A 13,479-nucleotide genomic window follows, 5' to 3' on the forward strand; every position below is an offset into this window, starting at 1 on the left:
CCCGCGCAGTGTGTTGAAAGGAAACTCATGCACGGCGTGCTCGGCGACCGCAGATCGATCGCCATCCTGCTCGGACCGGCTCTGCTGGTCTATTCCCTGGTCATGCTGGTCCCGATGCTGTGGTCGCTGGGCTACACGTTCTTCACCGGCAGCGTCATCTCCGGCTTCTCCTTCGCCGGGTTCGACAACTTCAGCAAACTCTTCTCGGACCCGGCCCTTCCGGAGTCGCTCTGGTTCACCGTCAAGTACGCGGCCGTCATCACCGTCGGCCAGGTCCTGATGGGCTACCTGCTCGCGCTGCTCTATGTGTTCTTCCTGCGCCGGGCCGGCACGGTGATCCGTACCCTGGTCTTCTTCCCGGTCATCCTGCCCACCGTCGCGGTGGCCCTGCTGTTTCAGAAGTTCTTCGAGGTCGCCCCGCAGACCGGCCCCGTCAACTCGCTGATCGAGGCGTTCGGCGGTACCGGCGTCGACTGGTTCAGCACCCCCGGCCATGCCTTCTTCGTCGTCGCGCTGATGGACATCTGGCGGTCGATGGGCTTCTACGCCGTGTTGCTGTACGCGGGGCTGCTCGACATCCCGGACGACGTGATGGAGGCGGCGGCCATCGACGGCGCCTCGACGTGGCGGCTGATCCGCAGCATCGTGGTGCCGCTGTCGCTGCCGGTGCTCGTCTCGTCGCTGGTGTTCAGCATCAACGGCACGCTCAAGGCGTTCGACTCGATCTACGCGCTGACCGGCGGCGGGCCGGGTAGCTCGACCACGCCGCTGACGCTGTACATGTATCAGACCTCGTTCGCCTACGGCGACTACGGGTACGGCTCGACGATCGCGCTCGCGCTGACGGTGCTGTGCCTGCTGGTCACCGTCTTCATCTTCCGCGCGACCCGCCGCGACGTAGGGCAGGGATGAGAATGAACAAGACCCTGCGCACCCTGCGCCGGCTGCCCGGGTACGCCGTCGTGGCCCTGCTGCTCGTCGTGGTGGCGTACCCGCTGATCTGGCTGTTCCTCGGCTCTTTCAAGACGCAGGACGAGTTTCTCAACAACTCCACCACGTCGCTGCCGGAGAGCTTCACCAACTTCGCCAACTACTCGCAGGCATGGTCGTCGGTGGCGACCTATCTGCAGAACTCGCTGTTGACCGTGCTGCCGTCGCTGGCGCTGATCGTCGTGTTCGGCACCGCGGCCGGCTTCGCCCTGGAGATCCTGGTGTGGCGGGGACGGCGCACCACGCTGCTGCTGTTCCTGGCCGGCATCATGATCCCGGGCCAGATGATCCTGCTGCCGCTGTTCACCGTGTACTTCAAGCTGCACCTGACCGGTACGCTCTGGCCGCTGATCATCACCTACACGGCGACCGGGCTGCCGTTGACCGTCTTCATGATGGCGACCTACTTCCGTGCGGTCCCGCGCTCGGTCTTCGAGGCGGCCACGATCGACGGCGCGAGCGTCGTCCGTTCGTTCGTCTCCATTGCCTTCCCGATGATGCGCAACTCGGTGCTCACCATCGCGCTGGTGCAGTTCTTCTTCCTCTGGAACGACCTGCTCATCGCGCTGACGTTCACCACCGACGACAGCAAGCGCACGGTCCAGGTCGGCCTGCTCAACTTCACCGGTCAGTTCGGCACGGTCGAGTACGGGCCGACCTTCGCCGCCATCTGCATCAACGTGTTGCTGATCCTGGCCATTTACCTGTTCCTCAACCAGCGAGTCATGCGCGGCCTGGCGGCCGGCGCGGTGAAGGGCTGAACCTTGACCCCCACACCCCAGGCGGGTACGCGTGTGAGCGCGCCCCGCATCGAACACCACACTCGCCCGCTCGGCATCGGCGAGCACACCCCGCGCCTGTCCTGGCAGGTCGAGACGGACCGGCCCGATCGGCGGCAGGGCGCCTACGAGATCGAGGTCAACGGCCGGTCGTACGGACGGATCGACTCGGACGACAGCGTTCTCGTTCCGTGGCCCGCCTCCGCGCTCGCCTCCCGAGAACGGGCCGGCGTCCGGGTCCGCATCTGGGCCGGTGATGACCCGGAGCCCACCGAGTGGAGCCCTGTCACCGGGGCGGAGGCCGGACTGTTGTCCGCGGAGGACTGGCAGGGCGTCTACGTGGGCTCTTTCGATGCCAGTCCGGGTGACCGGCGGCCGGTGCTGCTGCGCCGCGACTTCACCGTCCGCGAGAACCTGGTCAAGGCTCGGGCGTACGCCACCGCGTGCGGCCTCTACGAGCTCGAGCTCAACGGCGAGCCGGCCGGCGACGACGTGCTCGCCCCCGGCTGGACCAGCTACCACCACCGACTGCACTACCAGACGTACGACGTCACTTCGCTGATCCGGCCCGGCGCCAACACGATCACGAGCTGGCTGGCCGACGGCTGGTGGCGCGGCGAGTACGGCTGGAACCGCGTCGGCGAACGCTACGGCCGCGACACCGCCCTGCTCGCCCAGCTCGAACTGCGCTACGCCGACGGCAGCGTCGAGCACGTCGTCACCGACGAGTCCTGGACCTGGGCGTACGGGCCGATCGAGCGCTCCAGCATTTACGACGGTGAACGCCACGACGCGCGTGTCGTGGCGAGCGGCTGGGAACCCGTACAGCAGAAACAACCCACCGTGGGTGAGCTGATCGCCCCGGCCGGACCACCGGTGCGCCGCATCGAAACCCTGCCGCCCCGCAGCGTCGAGCGCGTCGACGAAAACACCCACCTGCTCGACTTCGGGCAGAACATCGCCGGCCGGCTGCGCCTGACCGTCACCGGCCCGACCGGCACCACGATCGGCCTGCGGCACGCCGAGGTCCTCGAGAACGGCCGGCTCAGCCTGCGGCCCATCCGCACCGCCGCCGCCCACGACGAATATGTGCTCGCCGGCGACGGCACCGAGACGTGGGAACCGCGCTTCACCTACCACGGCTTCCGCTACGCCGAGGTCACCGGCTGGCCCGGCGAGATCGGCCCCGGCGACGTGCTCGCCGTGGTCTGCCACGACGACATGACCCCGACCGGCACGTTCACCTGCTCCGAGCCGCAGCTGGAACGCCTGCACGAGAACGTGCGCTGGAGCATGCGCGACAACTTCGTCTCGGTGCCCACCGACTGCCCGCAACGCGACGAGCGGCTCGGCTGGACCGGTGACCTCCAGGTCTTCGCCCCGACCGCGGCCTTCCTGTACAACGTGACGCCGGGCCTGGCGGATTGGCTGGCCGACGTGGCCGCCGAGACGGGCGACGACGGGCTCGTGCCGCTCTACGTGCCGCACATCCCCACCTCCTTCCCGCAGTTCCACTGCGCTGTCTGGGGCGATGTGACCACCGTTGTGCCGCTGGTGCTCTACGACCGGGCCGGCGATCCCGGCCCGGTGGCCGCGGGCTACGAGACGGCCAAAGCCTGGGTCGAGGGCTGCCGGCGGCTGCTCGACGACCGCGACGTGATCTCCGCCGGGCCGCAGTTGGGGGACTGGCTCGACCCGGCCGCCCCGCCGGACCGGCCGGAGGAGGCCCGCACCGACCCGTACCTGGTCGCCACGGCCTACCTCGCCCACTCGGCCCGGCTGCTGGCCCGGCAGGCTCGGCTCGTCGGCAAGCCTGACGACGTCGTCGAGTACGAGGCCCTGGCCTCACGGGTCGTCGCCGGCTTCCGCCGCGAGTTCGTCACCCAAGGCGGCCGCTGCGCCTCGGACAGCCAGACCGCGTACGCGCTGGCCCTGTGCTTCGACCTGCTCGACGGTGACGAGCAGCGGGCCCGCGCCGGCGACCGGCTCGCCCAACTGGTCCGCGACGCCGAGTTCCGCATCGGCACCGGCTTCGCCGGCACCCCGCTGGTGCTCGACGCGCTCACCGAGACCGGCCACCTCGAACAGGCTTACCGGCTGCTGCTGGAGACCGGCTGCCCGTCCTGGCTCTACCCCGTCACCATGGGCGCCACCACGATCTGGGAACGCTGGGACAGCATGCTGCCCGACGGCTCGATCAACCCCGGCAACATGACGTCGTTCAACCACTACGCCCTCGGCGCGGTCGCCGACTGGCTGCACCGCACGGTAGCCGGGCTGGCGCCAGCCGCACCTGGTTACCGCCGGCTGCTGATACGTCCACGACCGGGCGGTGGGCTCACCCGGGCATCCGCGCGGCATCTCACTCCGTACGGGCCGGCGGCGGTGACGTGGCGCCGCGACGGGGGCACGCTGCATGTCGACGTCACCGTCCCGCCGGGCTGTGACGCCGTCATCGACCTGCCGGGCCGGCCGGTGACCACTGTGCCGGGCGGCGAGCACAGCTTCACCGTCGCGTTCCGGGCACCCGGCGACGACCCGATCCAGCCGCTGCCAGCACACCAGAGCTTCTAGAAGCCGCGGCGGCTCCCGTACGCTTCGAGCGGGAGCCGCCGCGGGCGGTCATGAACAGGTGAGGACGAGGGTGGCGCGCGCGACGATCCGGGACGTGGCCCGCGTGGCCGGGGTCTCCGACGGCACCGTGAGCAACACGCTCAACCGGCCCCACCTGGTCAACGCCGAGACCCGCGAGCGCGTGATGGCGGCCGTCGCGGAGGTCGGCTACGTCCCGAACGCGGCTGCCCGGGCCCTGCGCGTCGGCCGCACCCGCGCCATCGGCCTGGTCGTGCTCGACTTCGGCAACCCGTTCTTCGCCGAGGTCGCCGGCGGCGCCGAACAAGAAGCCACCACCGTCGGCGCCGAGGTGGCGCTGTTCAACACCGGCATCGGCCGGCTGGAACGGGAGAAACGACTCCTGCACCGGCTCGCCGAAAGCCGCCTCGACGGCCTCGTCATCACCCCGAACGACGTCGACGACCCCCTGCTCGCCATCATCGAGGAGCGCGGCACGCCCGTCGTGGTCCTGGGCCGCGAGGTGCCGACCCGGCGCCGCAGCGCGGTCCGCGGCGACGACCTGCTCGGCGGTGAGCTCGCCGCCCGTCACCTGCTCGAGCTCGGGCACCGCCGGCTCGGATTCGCCGGCTGGCGTCACGACGAGCGATACCTGGGCGCCGCCGCCACCGCCGCCGAGGTCGGGGCGACAGTGACCTGGATGGGCACCGACAGCGACGGCCTCGCCGACGGACTGCGGATCGGCGCACGGCTGGCGGCGTTGCCGGTCGGCGAACGTCCCACGGCCGTCTTCTGCGCCAACGACCTCATCGCGGCCGGTCTCGTCCAGTCGGTCACCCACCAGGGCTGGCGCATCCCCCGGGACCTCGCCGTCGTCGGCTTCGACGACACCGACCTGGCCAGCGCCGCCGCTGCCGTGGAACTGACCAGCGTGCGCCAGCCGGCGGCGGAACTGGGCCAGGCCGCGGTGCGCCTGGTCCTCGACGAGGCGAACGAGCCGGGCCGGCAGCCGCAGGACGTCGTCTTCCGGCCGCAGCTCGTGATCCGGGAGTCCACACGAGCGGGAACAGGTAAAGATTGACGTGTTCCGTGAGCTGGAAAGGGATCGTGACCGATCAGGCAGCAGCGAACACTTCCTCAAATGCCGATCGGCCGCTCAGCGCGGCATGACCGGAATCCGTACCCGGCTCTTGCCACCGCGGAATGTCACGATGGCTTGATGCAGTCCGAGCAACGACCCCGGGGTGAGGCGGTGCTGGCCCGTGCGGCCCGGATTCTTCAGGCGTTCACGCCGGAGGAGCCGGATCTGTCGGTGTCGGAGGTCGGCCGCCGGGCCCGGCTGCACGTGGCCACCGCGTCGCGGTTGATCGCGGCGATGGTGGAGCAGGGCCTGCTGGCGCGCACCGCGACCGGCCGCGTGCGGATCGGGGTGCGTCTCTGGGAGTTGGCGCAGCGGGCCTCGCCGACACTGGGTTTGCGCGAGGTCGCCATGCCGTTTCTGGAGGATCTGCACGCCGTCATCGGCCATCATGTTCAGATCGGCGTGCTGAACGCCGGTGAGGTGTTGTTCGTCGAGCGGCTGTCGGCCCATGACGCGGTGATCAACGTGACCCGGATCGCGGGGCGGCTGCCGTTGCACGCCTCGTCCACCGGGCTGGTCCTGCTCGCCTGGGCGCAGCGTGACCTGCAGGAGCAGCTGATCACCGGTCCGTTGCCGGCCTACACGCCGGCGACGGTGACCACGCCGGCGCGGTTGCGGACGCTGCTGGCCGGCATCCGTAAACAGGGTCATGTGATCTGTGCGGGCCACATTCACGCGGATGCGACCGGCGTCGCCGTGCCGATCCGGTCGGGCCCGGATCCGGCGGCGCCGGTGGTGGCCGGCCTTTCGGCGATCGTGCCGAACGATGACCGGGCGCCGTCGCTGGTGCCGGCGTTACAGGCGGCGGCCCGGGGCATCGCTCGCCGGGTGGCCGGTTGAACTCGTCTCTCGTTCAGTGAGAAGGCCACTACCTCGGTTGTGACCGGGGTCGCATTCTGGCGACCTCATGTCACAGGAGGTTCACGTGGCGGAAACACGAACCCTGCGCGTCATGGCCAAGGTGCCGGTCGCCGACGGCGTTGTGGCGCTGACGCTGGCCGATCAGGCCGGTGCCCGGCTGCCGGACTGGACGCCGGGCGCGCACATCGATGTGGTTCTTCCCGACGGGCTGACCCGTCAGTATTCGCTGTGCGGGGATCGGTGGGACGCGTACAGGTACCGGATCGCGGTACTGCGCGAAGCGGGCGGGCATGGCGGATCCGCGTACATCCACGACGCCCTCGAGGTGGGTGACGCCGTTGGTCTCGGCGGACCGCGTAACAACTTCCCGCTCGTACCGGCCGAGCGGTACCTGTTCATCGCCGGTGGCATCGGCATCACCCCGCTGCTGCCGATGATCGCGCAGGCCGATCTGCTCGGCGCGGACTGGCAGCTGCTCTACGGCGGGCGGAGCCTCGCTTTCGCCGACGACCTGCGAGGGTACGGCGACAGGGTTCAGTTGCGGCCGGAAAGCCGATACGGCTTGCTCGACCTACCCGGCTTCCTCTCCGAATACCGGCCTGGGACCCGGGTTTACAGTTGCGGCCCGGCCCCGCTACTGGCTGCCCTCGAACGGGCGTGCGCCGGGCTTCCGCCGCACACCCTGCGCACCGAACGGTTCGTCGCCGCCGCCCTGAGCGGGCCGGCCCGCAGCACCCCGTTCGAGATCGAACTCGCCCGGTCGAAAGTGGTGCTGACGGTGACCGCCGAGTCCTCAGTCCTCGACGCGATCAATGCGGCCGGCGCCGACGTGCTCTCCTCGTGCCGTCAGGGTGTCTGCGGCACCTGCGAAATCACCATCCTGGCCGGTGAGCCGGACCACCGTGACAGCGTCCTCGACGACGCCGAACGTGCGGCCGGCACCTGCATGTTCGCCTGTGTTTCCCGTTCCCTCTCCGACCGTCTGGTGGTCGACCTGTGAAGCCGCCTGCCTCCCACGCCGACCCGTTCGACCACGACAACCTCGAAGACCCCGGCCCGCTGCACGAGACTCTGCGTGAGGCCGGCCCGGTCGTGCACCTGAGCCGATACGACACCTACGCCCTGGCGCGCTACGAGCACGTTCACGCGGCCCTGACCGACTGGCAGCGGTTCCAGTCGGCCGCCGGCGTCGGGTTGAGCAACTTCCGGTACGAGAAACCGTGGCGGCCGCCGAGTCTGCTGCTGGAGGCCGACCCGCCCCGGCACGACGCACCGCGCCGCGTCCTGTCGGCGATCATCGGCCCGCGATCCCTGCACCGGCTGCGCGAACGGTGGGCGTCGGACGCCCAGGAACTGGTCGACCGGGTCCTCGACGAGGGTGACGTCCTGGACGTGGTGCCTGTCCTGGCCGAGGCGTTCCCGCTTCGGGTCTTCCCGGACGCTGTCGGCATTCCCTCCGAGGGGCGCGAGAATCTGCTGCCGTACGGCAATCATCTGTTCAACGCGTTCGGGCCGCCCAACGACCTGGTCGCCAAGGGCGCCGGACGGGCCGGCGAGCTGTCCGCCTGGGTGAACGCGCAGTGCGCCCGCGAGGTGCTCGACCCCGACGGGTTCGGCGCCGCGATCTGGGCTGCCGCCGATCGCGGCGACCTGACCCACGACCAAGCTCCGCTGGTGGTCCGGTCGCTGTTGTCGGCTGGCGTGGATACCACCGTGCACGGGTTGTCCGCCGTGCTCTACGCCTTCGCCGCCAACCCGCAGCAGTGGAAGCGGCTGCAGGGCCAGCCGTCGCTGGCCCGGGTCGCGTTCGACGAGGCGGTGCGGTGGGAGTCGCCCGTGCAGACGTTCTTCCGCACCGCCACCACCGACGTGACGGTGGGGGAGACGGTGATCCCGGACGGCGCGAAGATCCTGATGTTCCTCGGCGCCGCCAACCGCGACCCGCGCCGCTGGGACGATCCGGACAGCTTCGACCTCGGCCGTGATCCGTCCGGCCATGTGGGTTTCGGCATGGGCATCCACCAGTGCGTCGGCCAGCACATCGCCCGCCTGGAAGCCGAGTCCCTGCTCACCGCCCTCGCTTGCCGTGTGTCCCGGATCGAGCTCGCCGGTCCGGTCGTCCGCCATCACAACAACACCCTGCGCGCCTGGCGCAGCATCCGCGTCCTACTGCACCGGAAGTGAGAACCATGCAACAGGTCAAGGCCGTCATCGCCCGTGCCAAGGGTGCTCCGGTCGAACTCGTCACGATCAACGTGCCCGACCCGGGGCCCGGCGAAGCCATCGTGACGATCCAGGCATGCGGGGTCTGCCACACCGACCTGCACTACCGCGACGGCGGCATCAACGACGACTTCCCGTTCCTGCTCGGCCACGAGGCGTCCGGCATCGTCGAAGCCGTCGGCGACGGCGTCACCGACGTAGCCGCCGGCGACTTCGTCGTCCTCAACTGGCGGGCCGTCTGCGGCCAATGCCGTGCCTGTAAGCGCGGCGAGCCGCAGTATTGCTTCAACACCCACAACGCGAAGCAGAAGATGACCCTGCAGGACGGTACTGAGCTGTCGCCGGCCCTGGACATCGGCGCGTTCGCCGAGAAGACCCTGGTCGCGGCCGGTCAGTGCACCAAGGTCGACCCGGCCGCCCGGCCAGCGGCGGTCGGCCTGCTCGGCTGCGGGGTGATGGCCGGCATCGGAGCCGCGATCAACACCGGCGCGGCGACCCGCGGTAAATCGGTCGCGGTGATCGGGTGCGGGGGAGTGGGTGTCGCCGCCGTCGCAGGGGCGGCGCTGGCCGGGGCGAGCCCGATCATCGCGGTCGACATCGACCCGGCGAAACTCGAGGCGGCCCGCAAGCTCGGCGCCACCCACCTGGTCGACTCGTCACAGACCGATCCGGTCGCCGAGATCAAACGCATCAGTGCCGAGACCTATGAGGGTGCGGACGGCGCGGACGTGGTGATCGAGGCGGTCGGCCGGCCCGAGACGTGGCAGCAGGCGTTCTACGCCCGTGACCTGGCCGGCGTCCTGGTTCTGGTCGGGGTGCCGACCCCGCAGATGAGGCTGCCGGACCTGCCGCTGATCGACGTGTTCGGCCGTGGCGGGGCGCTCAAGTCCAGCTGGTACGGCGACTGCCTGCCCAGCCGCGACTTTCCGATGCTGGTCGACCTCTACAGTCAGGGCCGACTCGATCTGGACACGTTCGTGACCGAAGAGATCGGCATCGGCGATGTGGAGGCCGCATTCGCGACGATGCACCACCGCAGCGGCGACGCTCCGGTCCTGCGATCGGTGGTCATCCTGTGACCCGGGTCGACCACGGAGTCGTGGGGGGCACGTTCAGCCTGGACGGGCAGACCTACGCCGTCGACAACAACGTCTGGGTGGTCGGCGGCGACGACGAATGCATCGTTGTCGACGCACCGCACGATGTGGACGCGATCCTTGCGGTCGTCGGCGCACGGACGATCGCGGCGATCGTCTGCACCCACGCGCACGACGACCACGTCCGGGTCGCGCCCGAACTTCGGGCCCGCACCGGCGCGCCGATCCTGCTGCACCCGGCGGACCGGCCGCTCTGGGAGCTGACCCACGGCCCGGACGAGAAATGGGACACCGATCTCGCCGACGGCGACCGGATCACCGTGGCCGGCACGACGCTGACCGTGCTGCACACGCCGGGACACGCGCCGGGCGCGGTCTGCCTGTACGCGCCGGAACTGGGCCGGGTGTTCACCGGCGACACCCTGTTTCATGGAGGACCAGGCGCGACCGGGCGGTCCTTCTCCGATGCGGAACTGATCGTGGAGTCCATTCGCAAGGCCTTGCTCACGTTGCCGGGCGAGACAGTGGTGCACACCGGCCACGGCCAGGACACCACCATCGAGGCCGAGCGCACCCGGCTCGACGGAATCTGAACCGCTCCGGGCGGGCACCAGCGGTCGGGGTGCCTGTCCGAACCGGTGGCGCGGAACGGAGTTGTCTGGCGATGGCCCGCCATGCCGATCTCAACATGCTGACCGCGCTGGACGCGCTGCTCACCGAGTGCAGCGTGACCCGGGCCGCCGAACGCCTGCAGATCAGCCAGCCCGCGATGAGCTCCGCGCTGGCCCGGTTACGCCGCCACTTCGGCGACGACCTGCTCATCCGGGCCGGGCAGAGCTACCAGCTCACCCCGCTCGCGGCCCGGCTCGCCGAGCCGACCGCCCAGGTGGTCGCGGCTGCTGATCAGGTTCTCAGCGCGCAACCGGACTTCGACCCGGCCCGGTCGCGCCGCACCTTCACCGTGATCATGTCCGACTATGCGCTGACCGTGCTCGGCGCTGCCGTGGCAACGCTGATCGATCAGCGGGCGCCACGAGTACAACTGCAAGGTCGCCGCGCGTTCACTGACGAACGTGAAGCCCGGCTGAGCTCGTTCCGCTGGCTGCACCGCTACAACACCGTCCGACGCCACTCCCGGCTCGGACAGCAATCACCGATCAGCTACGAGAACAGCCTCCGACCGGCACCAGCTACGCTGGCCCCAGCCGCATAAATCCCCGTGTCCAAGATCCGGGGTCAAGGCCCGTGGATCTTCTGCATCCACCCCGGTCGGCACCTGCGCCGGACGTTCGACCGTGCCTGGCAGGTGCTGTCACGTCGGTTTGGACACCGCCGATTCGTGGGTCAGCCGGAGTGCTGCTGCGTGACCCGCTGAAGGGCTGGCGTCATCGGTGCGCCGCAGCTTCTCGTGGCAGTTCAAGGCCATCGAAAAGGACGGTCCTGACTGGAAGGCCTTCGAGCAGTGGTTGCAGCGTTTCGAGGAAGACGAGGTCAAGGCCGTCCGGCGCTAATTGTTTTTCACTGCGCGCATCGTTCTTACCTTGATCGTCGCAGGCGAGATCTCAGCGACGTTGGTCTTGTTCGCTGACACCCCGGAGGGCGACATTCCGGGCATGGCCGCAAGCATCTGCCTGCTCGCCATGACCTTGTCCACGATCATCGTAGGGGTCACGTCGTTGTCGCGAATACCTCGCGTTGGTGGCGTCCACGGCCAGATTGAGCCGGCAGCCCACCTTGGCGTTGGTGAACGCGTCTGACCAACGATCGGCGCGGGGCTATCGGCCGCGGGTGTCTGTTTGCTTCGGGTGGCCCGCCCCGGCTCTGGTGATCCACAGCGTACGGGAGTCGTCATCGATGGCGTACCAGATGCGGCCGGCGCCGGTGACTTCGTATTGCCATTGCTCGAGTGTTGTGCCGCCGACTTTGACGACGCCGAGTTGGCCTTTCAAAGGGTGTTGCCGCTGGTCGACGTGACGAGGATCGCTGGTCAGCGCCATCCAGGCCCGATCGAGGTTGTCCGGGATTGCTGTCAGAAGCCGCTGCCAGCCTTGGTAGGCCTGACGATCCGCCGCTCGCACGGTCCACGGATTGGGGCGGGGGAGTTCTGCGCCGCGTCCGCTCATGCCGGATCCCCAGTCGGACGGTCGAGGATGGGGCCGTCGCCGTCGAATGGTCCCTGCAGTTCACGGGCGAGTTGAGGGTCGGACCATGCTTCGGCGGTGGAGCGCCATGATGCGAGATTTCGGGCAAAGGGGATGAGCAGGCCGGTGTCGGCGCCGGCGACGAGGTCGGCGAGCAGTTCGCGGACGCAGGTGAGGCGTTCCTCGGTTGGGAGCCAGGTCAGCCAGGGGAGTTCCTCGGCGAGCGCTTCTTCGGCGAGGTCGCGGTGGCGGCGGGCAAGGATCGCCAGCGACCGTGCCGCGATGCGAAGCCCGGTGGCAACAGCTTCGAAACGCTCGGCGCGGCTGAGGATGAGGTTCTCCTCGTCCCGGCGCTCGAGAATGACGTCAGCGTCGGTGAGCGACGGCAGGACCTGAGAAGGCCCTCGAAGAAACGAGCTGTACGAGAAGCTTTGCACCGACATGCCACCAGCATATCTGAAGTAGTTCAGATACGTGAGAGGTCGCAACCGATGGGCTGCCGTACCTACTGGGCCTTGCCGAGCACCCTCTGTTCCTCGGGCGTCCGGCGGGGACGCCGGGTTGGGTAGCCAGTGGCCCCGCCGGGAGTGGCGCGCGAGTTCCGTACTGCTGCGGCCGCCGAGCCGGTGGTGTAAGCGGCGACCGCCTTGCGCGACTCGGCCGGACCCTTCGGCTGCCTGAACGCCGAACGGCGTATGACCGTCGGTGATGAGTGGATGGTCGCCTCCAAAGACTTGGATGAATGCCCAGGCGATGTCGGCTTGCCCGTAAGCGGCGATGTAGGTGGGTGTCGCGCCGATCCCGCTGAGGGTGTGGCCGGCGAAGGCGGCGGTGAGTGCATAAGATTTCGTGGCACGCTCGACGTTGGTGATTGTGGTGTGCCGGAACCAGTGGGTGCTGAGGCCGATCTCGTTCGCCCAGGGGAGTTGTCGGCGTACGCGTAGCCAGAGGCTGTCGAGCCGGCGGCGTGTCCAGCGGTAGATCGGGCAGGCAGGCTGCTGCAGATACTCCATCATGACGAGCGAGATGGGCTGTTCGCGAACCCGGCTGCCTTTCTCGTCGAGCAGCACGGCTTGGTGGGCCGGGCGAAGGTGCCCGGGAGTCAGATTCAGCAGGCCCTCGCGGCGGCAGGCTGTTTCGAGCAAGAAGGTGAGCAGGGCGGTCTCGTCATCGGTCACGACTCTGTAGAGGTCGGCGATCTGTTCATCGGTCAGTGCGGTCCTGTGGCTCTGCGGTCGGCATGGCTTACGTACGGCTTTGGCAGGGTTGTTTAGTAGGTGTCCGTCGGCGACGGCGATGTCGAAGAGCCGCCGGCAGGCGCTGATGGCGTGCTCACGGGCGCTGGCGCCGTTGACTGAGGTCCGGCGCCTGACGGCTATAGCTTGGGCCCAGGCGCCGAGTTCGGTGATGTCGGAGGTGACGAGTTGGTCGATCTTGTGGTGGCCGTGCCGGTCGGCCAGCAGGTGCAGGTAGGTGCCGTAGAGCTCGCGGGTGCTGGGTGCCAGGCCGACCAGGGCGCGAGGAATCATCTCGTCGACCGTCGGCACTCGCCTAGGCATGATCGTCGCCGGCGCTGCTGACCGTCACGACGGTGCCGCAAGGCCAGGGGAGCGGCTGGTCGAGTTGACCCTCTCCGACGACGACCCGGCGAACGGCCATGCCGCGGATCGTGGGTA

At 69.1% G+C, this 13,479-nt stretch carries 13 protein-coding genes; 11 read left to right on the forward strand and 2 right to left on the reverse strand.

What is annotated here, in order from left to right:
• Positions 1–27 precede the first annotated feature (27 nt).
• From ACQP2X_RS12340 to ACQP2X_RS12390, 11 genes are all read left to right on the forward strand, one after another.
• The gene (locus tag ACQP2X_RS12340; RefSeq protein ID WP_498696463.1) at positions 28–912 is read left to right on the forward strand and encodes a carbohydrate ABC transporter permease; all 885 of its coding nucleotides are present in this window, start codon (positions 28–30) and stop codon (positions 910–912) included.
• A gap of 2 nt (positions 913–914) precedes the next feature.
• Positions 915–1,751 (forward strand): carbohydrate ABC transporter permease, encoded by an 837-nt coding sequence (locus ACQP2X_RS12345; protein ID WP_498696465.1) that lies wholly within the window; start codon positions 915–917, stop codon positions 1,749–1,751.
• A gap of 33 nt (positions 1,752–1,784) precedes the next feature.
• On the forward strand, positions 1,785–4,343 hold the full coding sequence (locus ACQP2X_RS12350) for an alpha-L-rhamnosidase (protein WP_498696467.1): 2,559 nt from the start codon (positions 1,785–1,787) through the stop codon (positions 4,341–4,343).
• A 70-nt stretch (positions 4,344–4,413) separates the two neighbouring features.
• On the forward strand, positions 4,414–5,421 hold the full coding sequence (locus tag ACQP2X_RS12355; RefSeq protein WP_498696468.1) for a LacI family DNA-binding transcriptional regulator: 1,008 nt from the start codon (positions 4,414–4,416) through the stop codon (positions 5,419–5,421).
• A 138-nt stretch (positions 5,422–5,559) separates the two neighbouring features.
• Positions 5,560–6,321, forward strand: coding sequence for an IclR family transcriptional regulator (locus tag ACQP2X_RS12360; protein WP_498696470.1), 762 nt, complete (start codon positions 5,560–5,562; stop codon positions 6,319–6,321).
• 85 nt (positions 6,322–6,406) lie between these two features.
• Complete coding sequence (locus ACQP2X_RS12365; protein WP_498696471.1) at positions 6,407–7,342, forward strand: PDR/VanB family oxidoreductase; 936 nt, start codon at positions 6,407–6,409, stop codon at positions 7,340–7,342.
• The gene (locus tag ACQP2X_RS12370; RefSeq protein WP_498696472.1) at positions 7,339–8,526 is read left to right on the forward strand and encodes a cytochrome P450; all 1,188 of its coding nucleotides are present in this window, start codon (positions 7,339–7,341) and stop codon (positions 8,524–8,526) included. The genes ACQP2X_RS12365 and ACQP2X_RS12370 overlap by 4 nt, the downstream gene beginning before the upstream one ends.
• Before the next feature lie 5 nt (positions 8,527–8,531).
• On the forward strand, positions 8,532–9,644 hold the full coding sequence (locus tag ACQP2X_RS12375; RefSeq protein ID WP_498696473.1) for an S-(hydroxymethyl)mycothiol dehydrogenase: 1,113 nt from the start codon (positions 8,532–8,534) through the stop codon (positions 9,642–9,644).
• Complete coding sequence (locus tag ACQP2X_RS12380; RefSeq protein WP_498696475.1) at positions 9,641–10,255, forward strand: MBL fold metallo-hydrolase; 615 nt, start codon at positions 9,641–9,643, stop codon at positions 10,253–10,255. The genes ACQP2X_RS12375 and ACQP2X_RS12380 overlap by 4 nt, the downstream gene beginning before the upstream one ends.
• Before the next feature lie 71 nt (positions 10,256–10,326).
• Positions 10,327–10,875, forward strand: a complete 549-nt coding sequence (locus tag ACQP2X_RS12385; RefSeq protein ID WP_498696476.1) for a LysR family transcriptional regulator — start codon at positions 10,327–10,329, stop codon at positions 10,873–10,875.
• 328 nt (positions 10,876–11,203) lie between these two features.
• On the forward strand, positions 11,204–11,419 hold the full coding sequence (locus ACQP2X_RS12390; protein ID WP_498696479.1) for a hypothetical protein: 216 nt from the start codon (positions 11,204–11,206) through the stop codon (positions 11,417–11,419).
• 18 nt (positions 11,420–11,437) lie between these two features.
• On the opposite strand, the gene ACQP2X_RS12395 is transcribed toward ACQP2X_RS12390, so the two are convergent.
• Together ACQP2X_RS12395 and ACQP2X_RS12400 are read right to left on the reverse strand one after the other, a co-directional pair.
• The gene (locus ACQP2X_RS12395) at positions 11,438–11,785 is read right to left on the reverse strand and encodes a hypothetical protein (protein WP_498696481.1); all 348 of its coding nucleotides are present in this window, start codon (positions 11,783–11,785) and stop codon (positions 11,438–11,440) included.
• A complete protein-coding gene (locus ACQP2X_RS12400) occupies positions 11,782–13,350 on the reverse strand; it encodes a tyrosine-type recombinase/integrase (RefSeq protein ID WP_498696483.1) in 1,569 nt (522 codons plus the stop codon). The genes ACQP2X_RS12395 and ACQP2X_RS12400 overlap by 4 nt, the downstream gene beginning before the upstream one ends.
• Between the last annotated feature and the right edge of the window lie 129 nt (positions 13,351–13,479).

This window comes from Actinoplanes sp. CA-131856, assembly GCF_050956135.1.
In the GTDB taxonomy this organism is placed as follows: domain Bacteria; phylum Actinomycetota; class Actinomycetes; order Mycobacteriales; family Micromonosporaceae; genus Actinoplanes.

Coding starts and splice junctions, on each gene's coding strand:
- ACQP2X_RS12340 (WP_498696463.1), top strand. CDS start 28: ATGCACGGCGTGCTCGGCGACCGCAGATCGATCGCCATCCTGCTCGGA.
- ACQP2X_RS12345 (WP_498696465.1), top strand. CDS start 915: ATGAACAAGACCCTGCGCACCCTGCGCCGGCTGCCCGGGTACGCCGTC.
- ACQP2X_RS12360 (WP_498696470.1), top strand. CDS start 5,560: ATGCAGTCCGAGCAACGACCCCGGGGTGAGGCGGTGCTGGCCCGTGCG.
- ACQP2X_RS12375 (WP_498696473.1), top strand. CDS start 8,532: ATGCAACAGGTCAAGGCCGTCATCGCCCGTGCCAAGGGTGCTCCGGTC.
- ACQP2X_RS12385 (WP_498696476.1), top strand. CDS start 10,327: ATGGCCCGCCATGCCGATCTCAACATGCTGACCGCGCTGGACGCGCTG.
- ACQP2X_RS12395 (WP_498696481.1), bottom strand. CDS start 11,785: ATGAGCGGACGCGGCGCAGAACTCCCCCGCCCCAATCCGTGGACCGTG.